This is a genomic window from Myxococcales bacterium (genome assembly GCA_022184915.1).
GTDB lineage: Bacteria > Myxococcota_A > Polyangia > Fen-1088 > Fen-1088 > JAGTJU01.
Genome location: JAGTJU010000002.1, coordinates 567,276 through 585,698 on the forward strand (window position 1 = coordinate 567,276; position 18,423 = coordinate 585,698).

The 18,423-nt window shown below is 66.0% G+C and carries 13 protein-coding genes; 3 read left to right on the forward strand and 10 right to left on the reverse strand.

The window, feature by feature from the left end; genetic code table 11:
* Nucleotides 1–78: 78 nt before the first annotated feature.
* Nucleotides 79–1,461: a lactonase family protein gene (locus tag KA712_10075; protein MCG5053292.1), complete on the forward strand. Its 1,383-nt coding sequence runs from the start codon at nt 79–81 to the stop codon at nt 1,459–1,461.
* Here the strand turns inward: KA712_10075 and KA712_10080 are convergent.
* The 5 genes from KA712_10080 to KA712_10100 form a co-directional block, all read right to left on the reverse strand.
* Nucleotides 1,446–2,081 (reverse strand): hypothetical protein, encoded by a 636-nt coding sequence (locus tag KA712_10080; GenBank protein ID MCG5053293.1) that lies wholly within the window; start codon nt 2,079–2,081, stop codon nt 1,446–1,448. The two genes, KA712_10075 and KA712_10080, sit on opposite strands and share 16 nt — an antisense overlap.
* On the reverse strand, nt 2,068–2,724 hold the full coding sequence (locus KA712_10085) for an archaeosortase/exosortase family protein (protein MCG5053294.1): 657 nt from the start codon (nt 2,722–2,724) through the stop codon (nt 2,068–2,070). The genes KA712_10080 and KA712_10085 overlap by 14 nt, the downstream gene beginning before the upstream one ends.
* Nucleotides 2,725–3,169: 445 nt before the next feature.
* On the reverse strand, nt 3,170–4,210 hold the full coding sequence (locus KA712_10090; GenBank protein ID MCG5053295.1) for a serine hydrolase: 1,041 nt from the start codon (nt 4,208–4,210) through the stop codon (nt 3,170–3,172).
* Nucleotides 4,207–5,457, reverse strand: a complete 1,251-nt coding sequence (locus KA712_10095; protein ID MCG5053296.1) for a DUF1552 domain-containing protein — start codon at nt 5,455–5,457, stop codon at nt 4,207–4,209. Before KA712_10095 ends, KA712_10090 begins: the two co-directional genes overlap by 4 nt.
* A 44-nt stretch (nt 5,458–5,501) precedes the next feature.
* Nucleotides 5,502–7,646, reverse strand: a complete 2,145-nt coding sequence (locus KA712_10100) for a DUF1592 domain-containing protein (GenBank protein ID MCG5053297.1) — start codon at nt 7,644–7,646, stop codon at nt 5,502–5,504.
* A 258-nt stretch (nt 7,647–7,904) separates the two neighbouring features.
* Between KA712_10100 and KA712_10105 the strand changes: the two genes are divergently transcribed.
* Both KA712_10105 and fdhD read left to right on the forward strand, forming a co-directional pair.
* Nucleotides 7,905–10,145, forward strand: a complete 2,241-nt coding sequence (locus KA712_10105) for a molybdopterin-dependent oxidoreductase (protein MCG5053298.1) — start codon at nt 7,905–7,907, stop codon at nt 10,143–10,145.
* Nucleotides 10,146–10,152: 7 nt separating this feature from the next.
* Entirely contained in the window at nt 10,153–10,974 is an 822-nt protein-coding gene (gene fdhD / locus KA712_10110) for a formate dehydrogenase accessory sulfurtransferase FdhD (GenBank protein ID MCG5053299.1), read from the forward strand.
* Between the two features lie 20 nt (nt 10,975–10,994).
* Here the strand turns inward: fdhD and KA712_10115 are convergent, their stop codons facing one another.
* The 5 genes from KA712_10115 to KA712_10135 form a co-directional block, all read right to left on the reverse strand.
* Entirely contained in the window at nt 10,995–11,531 is a 537-nt protein-coding gene (locus KA712_10115; protein ID MCG5053300.1) for a hypothetical protein, read from the reverse strand.
* Complete coding sequence (locus KA712_10120) at nt 11,528–12,208, reverse strand: oxidoreductase (GenBank protein ID MCG5053301.1); 681 nt, start codon at nt 12,206–12,208, stop codon at nt 11,528–11,530. Before KA712_10120 ends, KA712_10115 begins: the two co-directional genes overlap by 4 nt.
* A gap of 65 nt (nt 12,209–12,273) precedes the next feature.
* Nucleotides 12,274–13,377 carry a serine/threonine protein kinase gene (locus KA712_10125; GenBank protein MCG5053302.1) on the reverse strand — a complete coding sequence of 368 codons (1,104 nt, stop codon included), beginning with the start codon at nt 13,375–13,377 and terminating at the stop codon, nt 12,274–12,276.
* A gap of 308 nt (nt 13,378–13,685) precedes the next feature.
* Nucleotides 13,686–15,806 carry a PAS domain-containing protein gene (locus tag KA712_10130; GenBank protein MCG5053303.1) on the reverse strand — a complete coding sequence of 707 codons (2,121 nt, stop codon included), beginning with the start codon at nt 15,804–15,806 and terminating at the stop codon, nt 13,686–13,688.
* Nucleotides 15,796–18,105 carry a PAS domain-containing protein gene (locus tag KA712_10135; GenBank protein MCG5053304.1) on the reverse strand — a complete coding sequence of 770 codons (2,310 nt, stop codon included), beginning with the start codon at nt 18,103–18,105 and terminating at the stop codon, nt 15,796–15,798. Before KA712_10135 ends, KA712_10130 begins: the two co-directional genes overlap by 11 nt.
* Nucleotides 18,106–18,423: the final 318 nt, after the last annotated feature.

Here is an 18,423-nt window from a genome sequence, read left to right on the forward strand (position 1 = left end):
GAGACGAAGCCGACACCGGACCGTGTGAAAGAGGGGGCTCTTTTCTCGCCGGCGGAAGCCTGGCAGTCTGAGACCACCATGAGCTGTTCCTCACTTCACGCGACCACGCGATCCCTTCGTCCTCTTCTGTGGCTGGCCCTGGCATCGGTGGCCTCCTGCGCCGGCGCGGCGGAGCCTGATGAGGACGAGGAGACGGGCGGACGGGGCGGCGCCGCTGGAGGCCAAGCGGGCGCGCCCGGAGGCTCCGGAGGCACGGCGGGTTCGACACCCCGGGGCGGCTCGGGAGGCGGGAGCGGCGGGGCGGGAGGCCAAGCGGAATCCGGACGAGGCGGCTCGAGCGAGGGCGGCTCGTCCGGCGGGGCTGCCGGGGGCAAAGCCGGGGCGGGCGCTGGGGGGGCGTCCCCGGGCGGAGGCGCAGGAGGCGGGGGCGGCGGCGCTTCGGGTCAGGGAGGCACACCTGCGGCCGTGGGCCGTCCCTTCGTCTACGTGGGCTCGGGCCAGCGGGAAGGCAAAATCTTCGTCTACGAGCTTGACACGCAGACGAAGAAGCTCCGGCAAGTGCAACGCGTGGACGGGCAGCTGCGTCCGTCCTACATGGCCTGGCTGCCGGGGGACAGTCACGTCTTCGCCAGCAACGAAGACTTTGGCAACAACTCGAAGGTCAAGTCCTTCGCGGTCAATCCGACCACGGGCCTGCTGACGCTCGTCAACGAAAGAAGTGTCAAGGGGAGCGATACGGCCCACGTGGCGCTTCATCCCACGGGTCGATGGCTTTTTGCCGCTCATCACAACTCGGCAGATACGGAGGTCTTCCCGGTGGCCGAAGACGGCAAGATCGGTGAGTCAGTGGGCCTTCACCCCTCCGGGAGGCGCTCTCACCAGGTGCTGTTCGATAAAACCGGGCGCTATGTCTTCGTGTGTTCGCGCGAGGACAAAAAGATCTCGCAGTTCGTTTTCGATGCGGTCTCGGGCACCCTGACCGCGAACAATCCGCCCGCTGTTTCCGTGGCAAGCGATCCCCGCCACCTCGCGTTTCATCCCACCGCTGCGTTTGCCTATGCGGTGGCGGAGCAAGGCACGCACGTCATCGCGTTCAGCTACGATGCGACCAAGGGAACCTTGACGGAGCTTCAGAAGGTCACGACGGCCAGCCCCGAGAAGTGGGCCGGCCACATCGAGGTCTCTCCCAACGGCAAGTTCGTTTATGCCTCCGGACGAGACACGAACGCGATCTACGTGTTCTCCGTGAACACGAGCACGGGGCAACTCACCGCCGCAGGAAAGCGCGAGGGCATGGGTGTCGCACGGGACTTCGGCATCGACGAGACGGGCCGTTACATGATCGTGGCCGGGGGCCACGCCTACTTGCTGGGCATCGGGGACGACGGGGCGCTCAGCCTGCTCGACGACGTCGACGCCGACGGCGCTCAGTTCGCCAACTTTCGCTATCTCGAGAACTGAGCGCGAACGAGCGCGCGGGGATCGAGAACGGCTATCAGAAGCAAGGCGAGCAGGATGGGAATTGCGAAAGCCATTCCCGGCGGCAAGACCAGGACGCGCGTGATCACCCCCAAAAATCCGACCAGCAGGCCTGGGAGGTGAACCACGTTGAGGGGGCCCGGCTCGGCGAAAAGTGCCACCAAGCGAAGCCCGGGCAGCGCCTGCAGCAAAACGAGACCAAGCGCTACGGCCACGGTCCTCCGCTCGGCCCTCAGACCCGGGACGGCCAGGATGAACGCTACGAGGATCGACATGGGCAAGTACGGGGTTCGTCGCACATCCAGCGCGAGGCCCTGCGAGAGGCCTTCGGTCCTGACTGTCACGAGGGCGTTCCACGAGTCGTGGCGCGCATCGGGTGCGATAAGCACGCTGGCGGGGTCGTCGACCACGAGGTTCAGGAGCGGGGCGTGAAGACCGCCGATGACGCTCACGAAGGCAGGGCCGAGGCCCTTCCAGGGCCACAACAGCAGAATGGCGGCGATGAAGAAACGGGCCGAGAACTCGCCCAACATACGCCGACGCGAGGGCGCTCGATCGCTGGCGGCAGGTCGCTGCTGCTTGCGACGCCTATCCGTTGACATGAGGGCTCGCGAGGTTGGGGGCTCGACCCGAGGCGCCCCTGCCTCGGGAGGGAGGAGGAGGTTCGGGATCGCTCGCATGGAGGAATCGTAGGCTCGCCAAGAACAGCGCCCCTGCTGAAAGGATCATGAAGAGGGGAAGAATCTCTACGTGGAACAGCTCGAAGGACGCATCCCGGTAGACCCGTACGTAGTAGAGGATCATGATCCGCGCAACATTGACAGCGGTCATGACCAGGAGCCCCACCGCGATGGCAGTGAGCTTGCGCCACCAAACACCGGGAGACGCCGCGAGTGCCGACGCCATCAGCAGCTTGGCTTCCATCGCATCACAACTCTTCACGATCTTCAGCGTGCTGCGTCCGAAGATGACTGCTTCATGCGCCCGCACATCGGGCTCGAAGAACTGCAGGGCGAAGGCGACCAGGCGGGCATACCCGTCGAGGTAGTGTTGGAAGAGGCGATCGGCAAACCCGTGGGGGGGATACGGGTACGCATAAAGGAGGAACAGCGCGCCAGCGACGAGCGAAAAGCGCGCAGCAAACCGAAGCGGTGAGCTCCGCCGGGAGGCCAGGTTCCCTCCCAAGAGGGGTTGGCGCAGGTGATCTCGGTGGTGGCGTGAGTGCTTTCCGGGATGAGTTCGCATGATGGTCGAGGGCTCTTGGGTTCTATACAACGCTTTCTGTTCCGAGTTGGCCTGAGCGATCTGTGGCATTTATGTGAAACGTCGCGGCCTTGAAAGGGGGTACGTTTCGAGGTGAATCGTGGCGTGCGATCGCGACGACCAAGGGCGATGCCGCTGGTTCGGGGCCACGTGCGAAAACGGAAGTTGCCCAGGACCTCCGTGCAACTGTCCTTGGGGTTCGCGGCAGATCCACGGTGCACGTGGCTCAAACCCGGGTGCGCGGAGCCGGGGCTTGCGGCGGCCGGCTGCTACGACAACCGCGACCTGGGTTGCCAGCCCGATACGGGGTGCGCCAATGGCCGCTCCTGCCTCGTCCGCAACATCAACCCCTGCCCGGATTCGATGAATTGCATGAGCTGCTCCGCCCCGCTCGGGATATGTTCTTGAGATTGGCCCCGCTACCGGCCTATGGCACCGGGCTGGCCAATACCTTCGGCAGTTCGCCCATCCAGAACTTCGCGATCGCCGGGGGCGGCTGATCGGCGTCTTCCGTGAAGTCGAACTTGCGGGCATCGGCCCCGACGGCCACCACCATCTGCCAGCCGGGGATGACGGCAAGCAAGGTGGACGAGCCATCGGGCCCCCGGGTCACGTGATAAACGAGATCGGCGGGGAAGGACTTCTGACGCCGCGGATCGCGCAAAAACCAGCCGTAGCCGAAAAACGAATCGTCGGGGCGGCTGTGGTCGGCGCCGGCGCTGGCAACGAAGCCTTCGGGCAAGAGCCGCTCTCCCTGGAAGACGCCCTTGAGCCGCCAGAGCTCTCCCACCCGCGCCAGATCGCGCAAGGTGGAACGCACCGTGTATCCGGGGCCTTCGCGGGTATCGGCGCAGCGCCAGCTGGTGGCGCCGAGCCGCGGGGCCAAAGACTGGCAGGCCACCGTCGCCAAGGAGATCGACGGCGTGGTGCCCGCCCGTACGAGGGGCGCCACCAGGGCGAACGCCTCTTCGTCGTAGTCCCAGTCGGCGCCTGGGGCATCGGGGCTGCCGAAGCCGGAGGTGCCCGCAAGCACGTGCGCCAAGGTGCTCTCGGGCGCAAGCCCTGCGGGCCAAGCCGCATCGGGGATCCACGCGCGGAGGGGCTGCTCGAGGCGTGCAGCCAGGTGTGGCTCGTGTCCTACCAGCGTGGCCGTGAGCGCCGGACCTTCGACATGCCAGAGGCTGTCTAGGGTGGCGCCCCCCGTGTGGTGTTGCCAGAGCAGTTTGCCGTTGCGAAACAGCGCCGTGGAGGTCCGCGTGCCCACCGTGTGAGACTCGAACCACGGCCCCAGGGCGGAGAGCCCGTCTGAAGAGATGCCTTCGTCGTCGGGCTTGGCCACGGGCCACGGCGCCTCGACGAACGCCGGCCGGGCGGAAGGGGGAGCCTGAGCGGCGGGGGACTGCGAACGGATACAGCCCGACGTCAGCAGACACAGGGCGATGGTGGTCCGGTGAAGGCGCAGGCTCACGCGGCCCTCGTGATGGCCAGCGGCGTCGTGCTGTCGGCGACTTTTTCAACGGGGCAGCCTGCCTGTTGAAGCAGGGTAAGCCACAAGTTGGCAAGCGGTGTGCCCTCGGGCAGACGCAGATGCGCGCCCGTCTGCAAACGCCCGCCGAGCCCACCCGCCACGAGGGTTGGCAGATCCACGAAGCTGTGCACGTGGCCGTGTCCCATACCCGAGCCGAGCACGATCGCGCTGCGATCGAGCAGCGAGGCCCCATCGGGCTCTTTGCGTGCAGCCAACGCCTTCACGATGTCTGCGTAGACCGAGACGTGGAAGGCGTCGATCTTGCCCACGCGTTCCATGGCTTCGTCCCAGTTGCGGGTGCCCACGCCGTGCGAAAGGGGGTGATGGTTTTGCGGGCCGTCGAGCACCCCGTGATAGCTGCGGGGGGAATTCCAGCGTTCGGGGTCGAAGAGCACGGTGGCCACGCGGGTCAGGTCCGTCTCGAAGGCCAGCACCACCAGATCACCCATGAGCCGCAGGTAGGCGCCCCGGTCCTCCGGGATGCCCGCGGGCTGCGGCAGGCCGATGTCGCGGCTGCGCCGTTTACGCGCCTTCGCCAGCCGCTCGAGCTGCTGCTCGATCGCAAAGACGGCTGTTTGATACTCACCGAGCTTGTGGCGATCGGCCTGGCCCAAACGACGTTCCAGGCGGCGTGCGTCCTCCGCCACGAGATCCAGCAGGCTGCCTCTTTGTCCCTCGGGCGTTCCAAACAGGCGGTTCCAGACAGCCCGTGGATTGTTTTCCGCATCGGCGGCGTGGCCGGGCGCGTACCAGGAGATCTTCTCGTAGTGCTTGGTCTCTCGGTTGTCCTTGAAGTCGTTGCAGGACAGCTCGAGCGAGGGAAAGGGCGTGGACTTTCCGAGCACACTGGCCGCCACTTGGTCCACGGTCTTGTTCGTGGGGCAGCCATCGTCGAGCCGCTCGTGTGCGGGCGACGTCGTGAGCCAACACGCGGCGGCCTGCGCGTGGGCATCGATGCCCGGCGCAAACACCCTATCCATGCCTGAGAGCACCAGCACCTGGTCCCGAACGGGGGCGAGGGCCTGCAAAGACGGTGAAAGCTCATAATCGGAGCCGGTGCGTACGGGCACCCAGGTGGAGAGCCGAACGCCGTTCGGGATGTAAATAAACGCAAGCCTCGTTGGCAAGGCACGCCCCTCTGCCTTGGCCCGTGCGGGAAGCATGGCTTCGAGGAGCGGCAGAGACATCGCGACGCCAGCGCCGCGCAGAAGGTGTCGACGAGAGAGCTGTTTCATCGGTGTGCCACGCGGGAGGTGGAAGAAGGGCCCAGGGTGCTGGTGAAACGGAAGGGTGCACTCTTCACCACTTCCCGAAGTAGGTCGTGAAAACGATAGCCGTTGCCCGCGGTCCTCTCCGCGATCTGCCGCACCACCAGGTCGTCGGTGGCCGTCAGCGGGCGGCAGGTGGCGAACGAGAGCAGGTGCTCGATGAAGCCGCGGGCGAAGGGGGCCATGTCGCGGGTCAGCAGCTGCTTGAAGTCCTCGGGGCCTTGAAAGCTGCGCCCGTCGAGGAGCTTGCCGCTGGCATCCACCGGCACGCCAGCCTCTTGCGTGACGTAACTGCCCACGCCGTCGAAGTTGGCGAGCACGAAGCCGAGCGGATCGATGCGGTCATGGCAGCTGGCACACGCCGGATCGGCCCGATGAAGCTCGAGCTGTTGCCTCACGGACAGCACCTGTCCCTCTTTTTTTGCGGCATCGAGCGGCGGAACGGCGATCTCGGGAGCGGGCGGAGGACGGTTGAAGATGGCCTCCAGCACGTAGAGCCCACGGTACACCGGGCTCGTGCGCTTGGGCATCGACGTCAAGGTGAGCACGGCGCCGCTCGTGAGCAGTCCGCCCCTGCGACGGTCCGGCGCGGGCAGGCGCAACCAGATCTCGCGCAGCTCGTCGCCCTGGCGCTTGTCGATCTCGGGTGTGAAGTGCCGACGGGCGGCGCGAAAGTGGGTCCGGAACTTCCGGAAGTAGCCGTAGTGCTTGGTCAGTTGGCGGTCCACAAAGAGGTCGGGGGCGTCCACGAACGTGGCCAGGGGCCGGTTCTCCAGCAACACGGAGTCGAAGAGCAGCGTGGCCTCGACCCCCATCTGTTCTCCAAGGCTGCGGGTGTTGCCGATGCCGTAGTAGTAGGAGGGGAAGAGCAGCTCGTCGGGATGCGCCGATGCGAGCTTGTCGAGCTGCATCCACTCCACGCCGAAGCTGTCCGACAGCGCGATCGCCCGGGGGTCGCGCAGCATGCGGGTCACCTGCGCGTCGAGCCCCTCGTCCGTCGCCAGGCGGCCCGCGCGCGCCTCGGCCAGGAGCGTGTCGTCTGGCAGGCTCGACCACAGAAACAGCGCCAGACGCGTGGCGAGCTCAGGCCCGGATAGGGCACGTACGCCCTCCTTGTCACCACGGTCTTCGGAGACCAGCAAAAACCGCGGCGAGCTCAACACCGCCTCGAGCGCCGTCCTCAGACTTTGCTCGAAGGAAAGGCCCTGGCGCAGCGCTTTGTCGCCTGCGCCAAGATAAGCCGCGTGTTCGGCAGGGGAGGCCTGACCACGAAACGCCCGCTCGATGAGCGGCAACAGCCGTCGCCTGAGCTCCTTGCGCGCGTGGGGCTTGGCGGGCGCGGCAAACAGGGCTTGCAAAGCGGGGCCGCCCGCACCGAGAAGACGATCGCTGTGGGCGATGTCGTGGGCCAGGGCGATGAACTTTTCGAGCAGCAGCGGGGAAAACGAAAGCGCTTCGCCTTGACGGGAGAAGCCATGCTTGGCGCGGCGTTCCGGGGGCAAGCTGGCCCCGGGCAGCAAAAAGTGCTTGCTGTTGTCGAAGGTGACGAGCAAGAGGCGGTCGGCGATCTTTTGCGACTTGGTGTCGAAGTAGTCGCGCTTGTAGCGCAGGCGGTTGGGAACGGGGAATACGTCGTGGGTGAGGCCCATCAGATCCCGCACGGCGTTGTTGTATTCGAGCGCGGTCAAGCGACGAAGCAGGGGCTTGCCGGGGCTGGCCCCGCCCTCGGCCATGGCCTTCAACGCCTCTTCAATCCAGGCCACCAGGGCGGCGCGTTCCGCCGGGGAGGGCGCGGGCGCGTCGTCGGGCGGCATGTCGTGGGTCTCGAGGGCGTCGCGCACGTCCTTCCACACCTGCGCGTCGGCTAGCACGTCGGCGGTGGTGCCGAAGCGGCTGAGGTCGAGCCCACCCTTGATCTTGTCGCCTTCGCCGTGGCACTTGCCGCAGTAGGTGCTCACGAGACGCTTCGTGTCGTTCTCGTACGGGCGCAGGGGCGAGGCCTGGGCCCCCGCGGGTCCGAGGGGCCCCACCGCCACCCCTGCCGCCAGGGCGGCGGCCCATAAGGGGAGGCGAAATCGTGAACCCTGGTGCTGCATCGAACAAAACATTCCGCTGCGATCCAAGATTCGTCATTGAGGAAAGTCAACGGATTCCATCTGGCGTGTAAACACCTGAGATCCAGGCCACGTCCCCGAGTTGAATGCCCCCCCGGCCGGGCGGCCGGGCCGGCGGCTTTCGTCGAGCTTGCGCCCGGTGGGCGCCTCCTGAAACGCACCTCGACGTAAACGGCGGGTGTCGCGTGCTGCGTAAAAACTGCTGCAGGCAGCCCTTACGAGCTCTCGCACCCAGGTGATACGATGTGCGCCATGTCGTTTTGGGGCGCCTGGCGCCGATTGCTGGTGAGGCTCGTTCCTTTCGGATTGTTCTCCCGTCACAAGCCGCGGCACTACCGCACCATGCTGAAGGTGCTGTGGGACAACCGGGGCCGCTGGGCGTACGCGTTGCGGATCCTGCGGCATGGGGTGTGTGACGGCTGCTCGCTCGGCCCGCGCGGGCTGAAGGACGACGTGATTCCGGGGGTGCACCTGTGCCTCACGCGCTTGTCGCTCTTGCGCCTCAACACGATGGGACCGATGCCCAAGGGGGTGCACAGCGACGTGGCCGAGCTGCGTAAGCTGTCGAACGAACAACTTCACCGGCTCGGGCGGGTGCCTTACCCGCTGTTGCGCCGCCGCGGTGAGCCCGGATTTTCGCGTGTGTCCTGGGAAGAGGCCCTCGCGTTGGTGGCCAAGGCGTGGAAGGCCGCCGACCCGGACCGCGTGGGCTTGTTTCTCACGAGCCGAGGGCTGACGAACGAGACGTACTATGCCGCCCAGAAGCTCGCGCGCATCGCGGGCACGCCGCACGTGGACACCTGTGCGCGCCTTTGCCACGCCGCCTCCAGCGTGGGCCTGAAAGACACCCTCGGTGTCGCCGCTCCTACAATGTCTTTGAAGGACTGGATCGGCGCTGATCTCATCGTGGTGATTGGCAGCAATCTGCCGAACAACCAGCCCGTTTCCACGAAGTACCTGCATGCGGCCCGCAAGGCGGGCGCGAAGATCGTCGTGGTCAACCCCTTCCGAGAGCCTGCGCTCGAGCGCTACTGGATTCCGAGCTTGCTGGGGTCGTCGCTGTGGGGATCGAAGCTCATGGACGAGTTTTTTTCGGTCCGACCCGGCGGGGACATTGCGTTCATGAGCGGCGTGCTGAAGGCGCTCGACGAGCTTCACGGATGGGACGAGGACTTCGTCGCGGCGCGCACCCGGGGAGCCGAGGCGCTGCGGGAGTCCTTGCGTGCACGAAGCTTCACGCAGCTGGCCGACGACGCGGGGCTGCCCGAACGCGAGATGAGGCGGTTCGCAGAGCTTTACCGCAACGCGCGCAAAGTGGTGTTCGTCTACTCGATGGGCCTCACGCAGTACACCTTCGGGGTCGAGAACGTCAAAATGGTGGTGAACCTGGCCCTGGCGCGTGGGATGATCGGCAAGCCGAACACCGGGGTCATGCCCATCCGCGGCCATTCCGGCGTGCAGGGCTCCGCCGAGTGCGGCGCCGACCCCGACAAGCTCCCCGGGGCCGTGGCGCTGACGGCCAAAAACGCCGCGCGCTTCGAGGCCGCCTGGAACCACCCGATCCCGCGCACGCCCGGGCTGCGTGCGGCGCACTTGCTCGATCGCGCGGGGGAAACAGGCCTCGATCTGCTTTACCTCATCGGAGGCAATCACCTCGAAACCATGCCCGATCGTGCGCACGCGGCCCGGGCGCTCGCGGCGGTGAAGCTGCGGGTGCACCAGGACATCGTGCTCAACACGTCCGCCTTGCTCGACGCCGAAGAGGCCGTGTTGGTGCTGCCGGCCCAAACCCGCTACGAACAGACGTCGGGCGGGACCAGCACCTCCACCGAACGGCGCATCCGCTTCACCCCGGAGATCCCCGGGCCGCGCATCGCAGAGGCAAAGCCCGAGTGGCAGATCCCCTGTTTGATCGGACAGGCCCTCGTGCCTTCGCGCCCCGACCTCTTCGGCTACCCGGACACGGCGGCCATTCGCCAGGAGATGGGCGCTCTCATGCCGATGTACGCAGGCATCGAGACGCTCGAAAAGGAAGGCGACTGGGTGCAATGGGGTGGACCGCAGCTCGGCACGGATCGTTTCGAGATGCCCGACGGTCGGGCCCTGTTCTCGGACGTGCCCGTGCCCCGGGTGGAGGTGCCCCCCGGGCATCTCTTGCTGGGCATGCGCAGGGGCAAGCAGTTCAATTCGATGACCTTCGGAACGACCGACCCCTTGTCCGAGGATCGAAAGCGTGACGCGCTCTTCTGCGCCGCCTCCGACCTCGCAACGCTGGGCTTGGCCTCGGGCGCACGGGTGCGGGTGGTGAGCCCCCACGGCAGCCTGCTGGCCGTGTGCTTCGCGGGACCGATACGGCCGGGACACGTCCAGGGCTACTGGCCCGAGTGCAACGTGCTGTTGGCTCGTGCCTACGATCCGGCATCCGGCGAGCCCGACTACAACACCGTCGTGAGGCTCGAGCGGGTGGAGGCCGAAGCCCGTGCTGCCTCCTGACGAGGCGCTGGCCCAAGCGTCCCGCCAGGTGTCGATCACCCGCGTGACACGGGGGGGCCCGGCCCCCGCGGAGGACGACTGGGTGGCGGTGGAGGAGCCGCTGGACGTGCGGGTGGGCGAGGCGTCGCTCGCCATGACCATGCGTACGCCCGGCCACGACGAAGAGCTCGTGGCCGGCTTGCTGTGGGCCGAGGGCCTCTTGCAGCAGCCCGAGGCGCTCGTCAGCGTTGCGGTGGAGGGGCCGGCCGACCCGTGGGTGTTGGGCGCGGGTGCGGTAGCCACGGCGGTCCTGCGCGTGGGCGGGCTCGTGGAGCCAGCGTTCACGCACGCCAAACGGGGCACCCTCACGAGCGCGGCCTGTGGGGTCTGCGGCCGCGGCGCCCTCGACGATTTGCTCGAGCGGCTGACACCCGTGGCGCCCTTCGCAGGGCCGCTCGAGCTTTTGACCGACGCCACCCTTGTGCTCACGCCCGCGCAAAGCGTGTTCCGGCGTACGGGAGGCCTGCACGCGGCGGCGGTGCTGGACCCGGAGGGGCGTCTGCTGGTGCTTCGCGAAGACGTGGGCCGCCACAACGCCGTTGACAAGGTCATCGGACGCTTCGTCTTGGACGGGGCTCTGCCGCCTTCGGGGCACGTGCTGGTCGTGAGTGGCCGCACGAGCTTCGAGTTGGTTCAGAAGGCCATTCGCGCAGGTCTGTCGGCCGTGGTGGGCGTATCGGCGCCGAGTACCTTGGCTGTCGAGCTCGCCCGCGCGTTCGGCGTGACCTTGGTGGGGTTTGCTCGTGAGGGGCGCGGCAACGTGTACAGCGACCCGGGCGGCCCGAGGTAACGACGGGTCCCCGGTGCGTGTCAGGTCAGCACGCGCTGCAGGGCTGCCAGGTCATACCCGTTGCGCGCGTCGGAGATGAGGCCCGCGAGCGTGAGTCCTCGTCCCTCGATCGGTGGCCAGGGCGGCGGTGGTTGCCGCCACAGGCCCTGCCTGTCACGCATATGCGCCCGGTCGCTTCCAAAGGTGCTCAAGTAGAGCTGCGCGTCGACGCAGGCAAATCGAGGCTGGAATGCCTCGGGCACGGCACGGGGAAAAGGGAAGGTTTTTTCCAGGTAGTGTGTGGCGGGCACCGGCATGCCGAGCCGCGAGTCCAGGTCCCAGATCGCGAAGGCGTCGGTCTTGACGGCCAGCACCACGTGATAGTCCCACAGCACGGGTTCGCCCGGAGCTCCTGCCTTTTGCTCCCAGCAGGCCACGCGTCCCGATGCACCGGTCAGCAGCACCACGAAGCGTTCGTCGGCACGGGTTGCATCCTGGTGCGCCAGCTGCCAAACGTTTTCTTCGCACCAGTACGCCTGGTAGGGGAAAAGAGCGGCTTCGCGTCCGGGTCCGCTCAAGCGACGGGCCCCACGAGTTCGGCGTGTTCCCAGACGAAGATCCCTGGGCTGTCCGCCCTGCAGGCGCGCACGGCAGCGCTTGCGACGACCTCCGCGCTCACGCCGCGAAAGCGTGTCAGCGGGCCGCGCAACAGCGGGTTGAGCAGCGGCATCATCGCCCGGGCCACGGCTTCGCCCGGGCGAGACTCCTCGCGTTTGCCCAGCAACAAGCCGGGGTGCAAGGCCACCAGGCGTTGCCAACCCATGTCCGCGAGCGCCGCTTCTACTTGCCCTTTGACCTTCAGGTAAAAGCTGCGGGCGTTCGGGTTCGCGCCCACCGATGACACGAGCACGAAAGTGGACGCGCCCTGCGCCTTGGCCCAGCGGGCGAAAGCCAGGACGGCGTCGTGATCCACCGCTCGAAACGCATCTCGAGATCCGGCCTTCGCGAGCGTCGTGCCCAGGGCGCAGATGGCTGCCTGCACGGGTCGCGGAGAGGCGGTATCTGGGCCGAGGGCGGCAAAATCGACCTCCACCTGGGTCAGCTTCGGATGCGCGGTCGGCACGTGCCGCCGCCCCACGGACACCACGCCTTCCACGCCGGTGTGCGCGAGCAAGGCCTCGAGGCAGCGCGAGCCCACGAGCCCCGAGGCGCCGGCCAGGGCCACCACGCTGCCCACGCGAGGGGAATCAGACATGGTAACGAGCCTAGCAGGCGGGGAACCCACGCCGGGCGCGCGAGACGGACGAGCCTAGAGCCGCGTCAAAGCCACAGGAACAGGCATCCCGCAGCGACGGCCAGGGCCACGGCAAAAAGCCGGGTTCCGAATCGGCTGCGGCTTTGGGTGGCGATCGCCTCGATGCAGGGAAGTCGATGAGGCTCGATCGGAACATGCTGATCGATGATCGTCGGGTCGGTGGGCAGGCCCTCCTCGGTTTTTTCGACCGGCACGGGGAAAGCCAGATGGAGCGTGAAACGCGGCGCGCGGGCTTCAGGGCAGGCCTCGAGGGCCGTCAGCATGGCTTCCGCCGTCCTGAAGCGGTGCTCAGGCTTCGTCGCCAGGGCCCTGTGTACAAGGGCCTCGAGCTCCTCTGAGAATTCCTGGTCGGGGTCGACGTCGCGAAGAAAGGGGGTGCGCCGGTGGGTCTGGTTGAACAAGACTTCCCCAAAGTCGGCCCCGTCGAAAGGCTTTTGCCCCGTCAGGAGCTCGAAGAGCAAAGCGCCCGTGGCGTAGACATCGGTGGCAATGCTGATCTCGCCCGCGCTGCTTTGTTCGGGTGCCATATAGCTGGGCGTACCCAACACCATGCCGGCCGTGAGATCGGAGAACGTGCCGATGAGCTTCGCCAAGCCGAAATCGAGCAGGCGCACGTGGTCGCGCACGCCGTGCTGGGACTCGAGCATGATGTTGTCAGGCTTGATGTCCCGATGAATGATGCCGAGGTCGTGCACGTAATCGAGCGCCGTGAGGACCTGGCGAACGATGTGCAAAGCGCGCCCAGGTTGTAGGGGCCTGTCGAGCAGCGACCGGAGGTTCTGCCCCTCGACGTAATCCATCACGAGGTAGGGCACGGGAAACAGGCTGAAGTCGATGACCGAGACGCAGTGAGGATGCTTCACGCCGAGCAGAGCCAGGGCCTCGCGCCGCAGACGTTCGCGGTGGTGGTCGTCCTCCGAGAGATCGTTGTGGAGGAACTTGATCGCCACGGGGCGTTGTAGATGGAGCGCCTCTGCAAGGTAAACGATGCCCGTGGCCCCGTCGGCGAGCGCGCTCACCACGTAGTAGCGGTCATCGAACGTGGTGCCGATGCGTGGATCGGTCAATGTGGGGCGAAGGTTCGAGACGTGATTCTCGTGCGGAGGCATGGGCTTTTTTGAAACCTCTTGGCCGATGCGCGGTGCCAGGACAGGGAGGGTGGGTGGCTGAGTCCGCCTGGAGCGTTCATTCGCGAGCTGGCGAACGCCCTTTTTGGGTTAGGGCGAGCAGGGGTTCATGACGTCAATATATTTTCGGAGTGACAGCGCGGCGTGAGCCTTGCGGCGAACACCGTCCCTGTCCCCTAGAAGATGCAGGAGGCGCGCTTGGCGGCTCAAATTTCGTTCGAGGCGCACGCCCCGGTCCATGGGCGCCGCTCTTGTCCGTAGCGAAACCGCAGCTGCGACGTCGGGGAGACTCACTCGGCCGCGATGGTTTGGCACTTGTCGCAGACGGAACTGACCGCCATGAAGCGCGTGTCGCTGCCCACCACGAAGCCCCGTGACACGGCCACCTCGACCTCGGACCAGGCGTGGTCCCAGTGGACCTTTGCGCAGATGCTGCACACCTTCACCGCCGAAGGAACCTCCGTGCGAGAGTAGGTGGGAAGGCGCATGAGCGGCGCGAAACGCGTTTCGACCACCCTGTTGGCAATGCTCAGGTGGCCTGCGCTTTTGGCGGAGATCGTCATGCGCAGCCGCCTTTCGACGCGGGGTGAATCGCATCTGAACGTGAAGGAGGCTTGCTTTTTGGTGGAGCGCACGTGCTGGTAGAGCCGCCTGTAGAGGCTCTTCGTCAGCTCGTCGCCCAAGAAGTCGAACACGTTGCGCCCCAAAACCCCGCGGCCGAACAACTCGGGCGCCCCGTTGGAATCGGCGAACAAGTCCCATTCACCATTGACCCGCGTCAGGCGGTCCCGGGCGTCTAACTCGTATTCGACGAGTTGCCACGCCGAGCCTTCTTCGCTTTCGGCAAGCTTCCCGACGAAGCTCACGAGCTCACCCCGGTTGAAGGGCTTGGCCAAGCGGGGCGCTTGCTCGGCCTCCGCAGGAAGAGAGGAAGGTGCTGCCATTCCCGTAATGAAGCCAAAGTGCTGCTGGAGATGTGGCATCTGGTTGCGCACCCAAAGGAAGAGTCCGCTCCCTCCTCCATCGGGCATGACCACGTCCGCCAAGATGACGTCGATGTCCCTGTTGAGCGAGAGCAACGTCTGCGCTTGCTTGACCGACGTGGCCGGAAGGACCCGGGCTCTCGGCCCAAGCGCAGAGGCGATCGAGCGGATGATCAGGGGCTCATCGTCCATCACGAGCAGCTTCAGCTCACGCGAGAGCTCGGGTGTCTCGGCGCCCCTTTCGAGCCGCTGCGATGCCTCTTCATCCGGCGCGTTTTGCTGAGGGGAGGGCAGCTGTACCGTGGCCGACGTGCCCTGTCCCACCTCCGAGGCGAGGGTGAGCGTGCCTCCCAGTTCCTTGACGATGCTCTCTGAGATGCTGAGCCCCAGACCGCTGCCGCTGGCCTTCGTCGAATAAAAAGATTGCCGGGCACGGGCCAGTTGCTCCTCTGACATACCGACGCCGTTGTCCTCTACGGTCACGAGCAGCTTGTCGCCCCGGAAGCGCGTGGTCACACGGATGAGGTTGTGCTCCAGTGCGCGTTCGTCCGGCATTGCCTGCGTGGCGTTCACGATCAAGTTTAGAAGCACTTGGTGCAGCCGGCCGGCATTGATGCGGCATTTGGGAATGGTGCCAAAGTCACGTTCGATGCGCACCTTGCTCTGGAGCTTGGGCTTGGCGAGGCGGAGCACGCTCTCGACCAGTTCGTTGAGGTCCAGGCTCTCCGTGGCCGTATCGACCTTGTGGAACGTTCTGAGGTCGGTCACGATCCGGGAGATGCGCGTCGCCGCCACCAGGGCATCTTGCGCCATGTCCTCCATCTCGGCCCTGGAGCTCGCGGACAGGGGCGTTCCCAAGGGGTGTTTGCGAAAAGCGCGAAGGAGGCTCTCGAGGTTCGGCATCATGAAGCCGAGGGGGTTGTTGATCTCGTGGGCGACCCCGGCGACCAGCCGGCCAAGGTCTGCGAAGCGCTCGTGAGCCTCGGCCTCGGCCTGAACCCTGCGCAGCTCTGTCACGTCTCGCATGGCCAGGAGGGCACCCGACCATCCGTTCAAGTTCACCCGAATGCGCCGCACCTCCGTGAAGCTCGTGCCCGACTTGCCTCTCACCCGCATGGCCAAGGTCGCCGCGGCGCGATCGTCACTGCGGCTCGACAGCCACTTGAGAAAGTGGGGCTTATCCTCGGGCAAGAGCCAATCGAGGAACGGGGTCTCGTCCATTTCGCGCTCGTCTGTGCAGCCGGTGAGGCTACGAAACGCGTCGTTGTGGAACGTGACCTTGTTCCCCTCGAGGCGAACCAAGGCGTCTGGAAAACCGTCGAGCAGCTTTCGGATCTGCGAGCCCTCGCCGCCCACGGGGGAAAGGAGAGGATCTCCGGGAAGGGCTTGGGAGGAGGTGGGTTCGGCGGTTTCCCCGTTAGGCTGCATGCGACATCAGGCTCACGTAGAGGGTGAAAGTCTCGCTTTCTTCCTCCAAAAGAGGAATCGCGCGCATGGATTCGAGCAGGCTGCCTCCGTCGGGCAGGGGAGCCACGAAGGAATACTCGCTGACGTTCCCTGCCCGGGCGTTCGCGAGGCGCTCCTCGAAGGCGAAGCGGTCGCCCTGCGCGAGCAGCACGCCGATCGAGGTTCCCACCAACCAGCGCCGGTCCCGCTGGAAGCGATCGGCGAACGGGTGGGTCGTGGCCACGATCTCCCCTGATCCGGTCAAGATGGCGGCCGCGATGCCGCTGGTGTCAAGGGTGCGGAGCAGCCGTTGCTTCAGGTCCACGGTGAGGCCGCTCTCGATGGTTGTGACGATGACCCCCCCTTGGCCTTCGTCACTGGCCTCGACGACGCTCACGTTGACCGAGACCGTCTGATTCGCCCGGGCTTTGCACAAGAAGGAACTCGACCTCTGGGTTTTGAGGCTCTCCGTGCACGCGCGCAAGAGGGCGTCTGCATCCAACCCGTGGTTGAGGTGTGAGAGGGGCCGTCCGATGTCGGCTTCCAAGAGGTGCATTTGCTGGCTCGCCATGGTGTTGAAGCGGCGGATGCGCAGCTTGTGGTCCATGAAGACGACGCCCACGTTGAGACCCGCCAGGAGCGTCTGAAGGTCGTAGTTCACGGTGGCGAGCTCTTCAACCTTCGCCTGAAACTCGGCATTCACGGTGTGGAGCTCTTCGTTCACACTTTGAAGTTCCTCGTTGAGGCTTTTCAGCTCCTCGTTCGAGGAGAGGAGCTCTTCGTTCGTGCTCTGAAGCTCTTCGTTCGAGGTTTCGAGATCATGAACGACGTTGCCTAGCTCTTTGTTCGAGTTCTCGAGCGCCGCCTCGAGGCCCGAGATGCGTTCCCGGATCTCTTCGGGCAAAGACGGACTGGGAGCCTTGTCGCCTGGCTTGGGCACCAGGTTCTCCGGCACGAACACCGCCATGAGCGGCGCTTTGCCCCCTTCGCGCACCACGCGACGAAACCTCAGCGTGACCCGCCTCAACCCCTCAGGCGCCTGGATGCCTACGTTTTCGTAGACCAGGTCGCTGGTGGCGCGCTCGAGCTTGTCCCAGTTTGCGGAGATCAGGATGGCGAGATCGGTGGGTACCAGCGCCCGCACGTCGAGGGTGGATTCGCCTTCGGGAATGCGCAGAAGGGGATCCAGATCGCCCTGCCGGAAGACCAGCTGCAGGTTCTCGTCCACGAGCAGGAAGGGAGGGACGAAGCCTTGCTGCAGCGCCAGGTGCGTGGCCGTGGTGAGCGGGGCAGGGTCTGTCTGGGTGCGGGCCATGGGCAAGGGACCCGGCGCGCGGCGGCTCGTTTGGTGAACGCGGAAGTTGGGTGACGGTGGTCGGGAGAGCGTCGAGGGGGCGCGCTTGCCACTCGAGCGGAAGATGCGCCAATTGTGGTCCAGTGTATCGAAGGCCACCTGATCGGAGGCGATGCTCTCGCTCGAGCCCAGCCAGAGCAGCCCGCCAGGCTTGAGAGAAAACGCGAAGGCCTCGGCAAGACGAGCCTGCACGTGATGCCGAAAGTAGATGAGCACGTTTCGGCATACGACGATGTCGATGTTCGAGAAGGGCGGGTCCCGAAGGGCGTTGTGTCGTGAAAAGAGAATGAGATCCCGCAGCGACTTCCGAACGACGAACGCGCCCTGCCCGTTGGGAACGAAATAGGTCTCGAGCACGTCGGGCGGCAGATCATGGGCGATGGTGGGGGGATAAATGCCGCGGCTGGCGGTCTCTACCGCGGTGCCGTTTACGTCCGTGGCAAAAATGCGAAACCCGGCGTGTCCTTCGACCGCCGACACCACCTTGGTGCAGCGCGATTGCCACCGTGTAAGCCTCTTCGCCCGTCGAGCAGCCCGCGATCCACACCCGCAGCGGGGCGGTTCCATTCGCCGCCACCAGCTCGCGAACGGCAGCCTGAAAGGCCGCGAGGGCAGGCGGGTCACGGAAGAACCGGGTGACCCCGATGAGCAGCTCACGCACGAGGTCCTGGCGTTCATGAGCGTCGACGGTGAGTTGCTCCGGGGCGACTTGGCCGAAGACTCGTCCTCACCCGAAGCGACCTGCACGATGTGCTCGATGATGTCTTCGGGAGCCAGGATGAGGTCTGTCAGGCCTGCCTCGATCAGGCTCGAGGGCATGCCGTCGAAGGCGCAGGTCTCTGGATCCTGCGCCACGATGAGGCCACCACGCTGGCGTACCGCTTGGGCGCCGCGGGTCCCGTCCGAGCCCGTGCCCGAGAGACGCACACCGCACGCGGCCCGAGCTCTGTCGCCAGAGAACGAAAGAGAAGGTCGATGGGCAGCCGGAGCGCGCCGTCTCGCTCCTGAACCGCGACCCGAAGCTTGCCATCGCTCACCTCCACGGTGGTTTGAGGTTCGATGACGTAGACGTGGCGAGGCGCGATGGTCAGGCCGTCTTCGGCGCGCACCACGGCGAGGTCCGTGTGTTTGCCTACGAGCTCGGCCACCATGCTGCGGTAGTCGGGCGAAAGGTGCTGAACAACCACAAACGCCAGCGGCGAGCCGATGTCGGCAGCGCCGAACATACGCGTGAGAGCCTCGAGA

Excerpts from the sequence above, each read along its gene's own strand:
- KA712_10075 (MCG5053292.1), top strand. The coding sequence starts at position 79 with ATGAGCTGTTCCTCACTTCACGCGACCACGCGATCCCTTCGTCCTCTT.
- KA712_10085 (MCG5053294.1), bottom strand. The coding sequence starts at position 2,724 with ATGCGAACTCATCCCGGAAAGCACTCACGCCACCACCGAGATCACCTG.
- KA712_10130 (MCG5053303.1), bottom strand. The coding sequence starts at position 15,806 with ATGCAGCCTAACGGGGAAACCGCCGAACCCACCTCCTCCCAAGCCCTT.
- KA712_10100 (MCG5053297.1), bottom strand. The coding sequence starts at position 7,646 with ATGTTTTGTTCGATGCAGCACCAGGGTTCACGATTTCGCCTCCCCTTA.
- KA712_10120 (MCG5053301.1), bottom strand. The coding sequence starts at position 12,208 with ATGTCTGATTCCCCTCGCGTGGGCAGCGTGGTGGCCCTGGCCGGCGCC.
- KA712_10125 (MCG5053302.1), bottom strand. The coding sequence starts at position 13,377 with ATGCCTCCGCACGAGAATCACGTCTCGAACCTTCGCCCCACATTGACC.
- KA712_10095 (MCG5053296.1), bottom strand. The coding sequence starts at position 5,457 with ATGTCTCTGCCGCTCCTCGAAGCCATGCTTCCCGCACGGGCCAAGGCA.
- KA712_10080 (MCG5053293.1), bottom strand. The coding sequence starts at position 2,081 with ATGTCAACGGATAGGCGTCGCAAGCAGCAGCGACCTGCCGCCAGCGAT.
- KA712_10105 (MCG5053298.1), top strand. The coding sequence starts at position 7,905 with ATGTCGTTTTGGGGCGCCTGGCGCCGATTGCTGGTGAGGCTCGTTCCT.